This window comes from Binatus sp. (SeqCode) (assembly GCF_050013435.1).
Classification (GTDB): domain Bacteria; phylum Desulfobacterota; class Binatia; order Binatales; family Binataceae; genus Binatus.
The window spans coordinates 1-4,704 of the sequence record NZ_JBEKFG010000129.1; the positions used below are offsets into that span (position 1 = coordinate 1).

A 4,704-nucleotide genomic window follows, 5' to 3' on the forward strand; every position below is an offset into this window, starting at 1 on the left:
TCGTCTGCTCGATGAGCATGATCGGGCCGCACAGCGGGTTATCGAAAAACACCGGGGGAACCTGGTCAAAACAACGGGTGACGGGATACTCGCGACGTTCGACGGACCCGGACGCGCGATTCGGTGCGCGCTGGCATTCGAATCAGCCGCAACGCAAATTGGTTTGCCATTGCGGGCTGGCCTTCACACCGGCGAAGTTGAAATAAGGGACGGAGATATTGGGGGTGTCGCGGTTCACGCTGCAGCACGGGTCATGGCACTCTCCAGGCCTGGCGAAGTTCTCGTATCGAGGGTCGTAACAGACCTCGTGGCGGGTGCCGGGCTAAAGTTCTCGGACCGCGGGTCGCATGAACTTAAAGGGCTGCCGGGCCGGTGGGACTTATTCGCCGCTAGCTTGTAGGGGGAAGCTGAGCCGCCGGCGCGGTCATGGTAAGAGCACCACCATCGGGCTTGCATGTCACTCATGTCGGCGTTGGGTCATTCGCGACCGGGTCGAGCCGGGCAGCAGGTTCGGCCATGTCTGTTATGCCCTGAAAGCGGAAGCAAAATCAGACTATCGGCGTCTGCCGCGATGGAAACTTTGCCGGTTGATTAAATCTTTCCAGTCCATCGCGGCAGCTTCCCTTTCGGAAATGTTCTCCCCCGGCCTTCGCGCAGTGCAACGCGCTATCTCACGCCGCATCATTTCCCTGTTGGGCTGAGTGTGATCTTGATCGTCAACGGCTTAGTGCTCGCCTTCGCGCTGGCCGCGAAGCGATTGAACGCCTCGATGACTTTTGTCATTGCGTGATCGCGTGGCGTGGTTGTCAATTCGTGATCGCGGCCGTGCGCGGCTTGCGCGGCCGACAATTCACCCGCCGCCTTCAAGAGTGCATAGACGCTTTCAGACAGTTCGGTGTTGCTCATGAGCGCGAGTGTAGCGCATCGCGCCAGCCTTCAAAATCCCGGCGCCTTTTTCTATTTTTCTGATTGAGGGTGTTCGCGAACGAGGAGGGCCGTACAGGATGGTCGCGTGCCGGGTGCGCGTCTGATGGTCCCCGTTGCTCCCGGATGGTCCCACGGTCCCCCAACGACTGAGCCGCACCTGTGGCGCCAGGGCGGTGCGGGGTCCGATCACCGAACCAACCAAAACGCGCATATCCTCGCGTCTAGGCGGAATCATTTGAGTCAGTAGCGAATCGGGCAAGGTGATATACAGTTTCTCGGATAGCGGTAATTAAGTCCTGAGCGGCGTAATAAACACCCACGTTCCATTTAAGAACCTCGAACCCAACACATTGCGAGGCCGAATCGGTCAAGGCCTGTGAAGGTAAGGATGACGTTGTCCATCTTCCGGAGGCAGCAGGCGCTAATACTGAGTAAAGTATCCGGCACCCCCGCCGCACCAGGCCCTGCCGTCATAGCGGTTGCTTCGACCGATCCGAGGCGTTGCAGAAAGGTCGTTGCACTGAACCGCGGGCTACGAGTTCGGCTATGGAGATTTGCCAAAGCAGGTCGTTGTTTTTTCGATCAAATGCGAGGCCGAATCGGTCAAAGCCTGGGAAGCTAACGACCGCGTTGTCCTTTTTCCGGAGGGAGCAGGTGCTCGACAGCAATTTTGTCGGATCGATACGACAAAATTGCTATCGCGAATTGCGGATCGGACAACGCGTAGGCGCGGCCGTAAGTATGGCGGATTATCTGTGTGGTTCTTGCCGGGTCGAGCGATCACGCTAAGTCCTGATTACAAACCGTCGAGTCTGCGGACATGGTATGGCCGGCAGACCGATCCATAAAAACTTTCAATGACCTTCATGCGGCCGCCGCAGCAAGGGCACGGCGGTGGTTCGTAGTCGGTGGCGCCCAACTCGTTGTCTTCATCGTTTTTGCGATCCACCGCCGCAGAGGCCACAGCGAGCAAGCATCGGCAGAGTACGAGCTTGTCGGCGCGATGGCCGTTTGGTAATAGCAACACGGTGGGTGTACCGCGCCAGATAGGCCAAGAGCTGCTCGGGACCGGCGAAGGTCTTTTTCGCGTAGACGACCCATTCGGCTGTGCGCAGCGGCGCGAGAGTGGCGGCAAATGCCTTCGCCTGGTTGGCCACGACCGATTTTCGGGGCGCGAGCGAAACCAGCTCGGGATCAGCTACAACGCTGCGGTTGTTCAAGGTCTCGACATTGGTGGATTGATGCCGAAGGCTGCGTCGTCGGCCAATATCCGACCGCCGACATCAGCGGCTTTTATCTCGGTCTATCCATTCCTGCACTTTGGTGATTTCATAAAAGAACCTGCGCACACCAAGTATGGTCAACGCTGTACTCGGCCACTGTCAGTGCTGCAGATTTTTCGATCTGTTGGCGATGCCCCCGTAGCTGGCTGAACCTCCCTGAGCTCGCCCGGCACCGTCACCATCGCCGCCGCTGCGCCCGACATCATCATCGTTCGCGCCGATCGCCCGCGCTCCATCGTTCGCCCCGAATCGGAATCTGCGAAAAAGAAATGGCGACGTCACCCAGAGCCGCAGCGCCGCCCAGGCCGCTCAACCACATGGCGCGGGTCGGCCTGCCGACCGACGTCGCTGAATCGGCGTGTCCGCCTCGCGCACGCGCGAGAGGGCAACGAACCCGGTTAACTCGGCGCTGCTGACCAACCGCGCGTCAATGGATAAAGATGAGCGCGAGAGAGGGTCAGTGTGTGACCCCGGTCGCGCGATGATGCGGCGCCCGTAATGTCCGGTCCTGGCCGGCGGATTCAACCGGTCAACGCAACACTTGCCCTTAGAGGGCAAAGATCGATTATTGGCTGATAAGTCAGAGATCTCGTGGTGGTACGAGGGCGGCAGAGCAAATCCCGTTATGGGGATAGCTGGTTGCGGAGGGACCCGCTGAAGGCATTTTTGGGCGAGCGGTTTGGCAAGCCGTCATCGTTATTTATTGCCAGCTGCTCCAAGTGTTGCGCCGACCGGTTGAGACCACCGCCCCCTTTCCGACGTTCGCCGCGATGCAGCGATACTTCCGAAGTTGGAGGACTGCCGACATCGCGCGAACGTAGCGAATGTCGAGGTTGGCTCTGCTGCGACATCAGCGGCGCAAAATTGCTCTGCCAGTGCAAATGACTGCCGTTTTCAAAGCCTTACGTTGAAGAAGTCGGAGTCTCCCCGTCCGGCTGCGCCTCATTCCGCGCGGCGCGGCCTGTCCATCGCTCCTGCACGCGTTGCATCACCACATAGAATGAGGGAACAAACACGACGACGAGGCAGGTCGAGGCGATCATGCCGCTGAAGACGGGCAGGCCGATCGACCGCCGGGCCCCGGCGCCCGCGCCAGTCGCAACGACAAGCGGGAATACGCCCAGAATGAAGGCGAACGAGGTCATGAGAATGGGTCGGAACCTGAGCCGGGCTCCCTCCACCGCCGCCGCGACGATCTCCATTCCCTCAGCCCGCCTCTGACGCGCATATTCCACGACCAAAATCGCGTTCTTGCTGCCGAGTGCGATCAGGAGGATGAGGCCGATCTGCGTATAGAGATTATTGGCGGCGCCAAGAGCAGTCAGCGCACCGACTGTCCCGAGCAGGGCGAGCGGCACGCCGAGGATCACGGCGAGGGGCAGGATCCAGCTCTCGTACTGGCCCGCCAGCACGAAATAGACGAGCAACAGGGCAAGACCGAAAACGAAATACATCTGCGAGCCGACAGCCTTCTCTTGATAGGACATGGCTGTCCATTCGTACCCTGTTCCGGGCGGCAGTTCGTGCTGGCCAATCTGGTCCATGATGTCGAGCGCCTCTCCCGAACTGAACCCAGGGGCTGCGCTGCCGACGACCGTTGCCGACGGATAGAGATTAAAGAGGCTTATCAGCAGCGGGCCTCGTACCTCCTTCATGTCGACGACCGTTCCGATCGGCGTCATGGTTCCATTGCCCGCCTTGACCCTGAGGTTGCGGACGGCGTCGGCACTTGCTCGGTACTCGGGCAGCGCTTGCGTGTAGAGCTGGAAGACGTGTCCGAACTTGTTGAACTGCGCGGCATAGTTCGATCCGACATAGGTCGATAGCGCGGAAAAGACGTTGCCGACCGTGATGCCGAGCGTCTCGGCTTTGGTGCGGTCGACAGTGACACGCAGCTGGGGGGCACCGGCCCGGAATGTCGTATTTAGCCTTTGCAATGCCGATTGCGCATTGCCCGCTCTAATGACGGCGTCCGCTAGGCTCTGCAACAAGGCGTAATCAAAATCACCATTCCTGATCTCGACTTGCATCGTAAAGCCGCCGACGTTGCCGATGCCCTGGATCGGGGGCGGGGCGAGCGCGAACACGATGGCTTGCGTTATGGCATGCAGGGAGCGATTCAGATTCTGGTTGATCGAGCGTAGATCCTGTCCGTTCTGCTTGAGGCGCTCGTTCCAGTCGTTGAGGACCACGAAGGCGACGCCTGCGTTGGCGAGGCTCGCAAAGTTGTCCAATATGGAAATGCCGCTGACAGTGATCACACGGTCGACGCCGGGCACTTTCTTGGCGATCCCCGAGATTTGCTGCATGACGGCGTCGGTACGCTCCTTCGAGGCGCCGTCGGGCAGTTGTGCGATGACGATCAAATAGCCTTGATCTTCGTCCGGCAGGAACGCGGTCGGCACGCGCGCCAACCCCCAAATCGCAACGACGACAAGAATGAGCGCAATGATCACCATGGCGGCGCTACGGCGCGTCATCGCTTCGACGAGTC

Annotated in this window: 4 protein-coding genes and 1 pseudogene; 1 reads left to right on the forward strand and 4 read right to left on the reverse strand. The window is 59.8% G+C overall.

Annotated elements, in window-relative coordinates; all coding sequences use genetic code 11:
- The first annotated feature begins 61 nt into the window (after positions 1 to 61).
- Positions 62 to 400, forward strand: a complete 339-nt coding sequence (locus tag ABSB13_RS16650; protein ID WP_428110448.1) for an adenylate/guanylate cyclase domain-containing protein — start codon at positions 62 to 64, stop codon at positions 398 to 400.
- A 281-nt stretch (positions 401 to 681) separates the two neighbouring features.
- Here the strand turns inward: ABSB13_RS16650 and ABSB13_RS16655 are convergent, their stop codons facing one another.
- From ABSB13_RS16655 to ABSB13_RS16670, 4 genes and pseudogenes are all read right to left on the reverse strand, one after another.
- The gene (locus tag ABSB13_RS16655; RefSeq protein WP_428110444.1) at positions 682 to 906 is read right to left on the reverse strand and encodes a hypothetical protein; all 225 of its coding nucleotides are present in this window, start codon (positions 904 to 906) and stop codon (positions 682 to 684) included.
- A gap of 242 nt (positions 907 to 1,148) precedes the next feature.
- Positions 1,149 to 1,385, reverse strand: a complete 237-nt coding sequence (locus ABSB13_RS16660) for an RES domain-containing protein (protein ID WP_428110446.1) — start codon at positions 1,383 to 1,385, stop codon at positions 1,149 to 1,151.
- Between the two features lie 558 nt (positions 1,386 to 1,943).
- Positions 1,944 to 2,066 (reverse strand): annotated as a pseudogene (locus tag ABSB13_RS16665) (transposase); the annotation flags it as partial.
- Positions 2,067 to 3,112: 1,046 nt separating this feature from the next.
- Positions 3,113 to 4,704 (reverse strand): efflux RND transporter permease subunit (locus ABSB13_RS16670; RefSeq protein ID WP_428110447.1); only part of this gene is annotated, 1,592 nt, incomplete at its 5' end.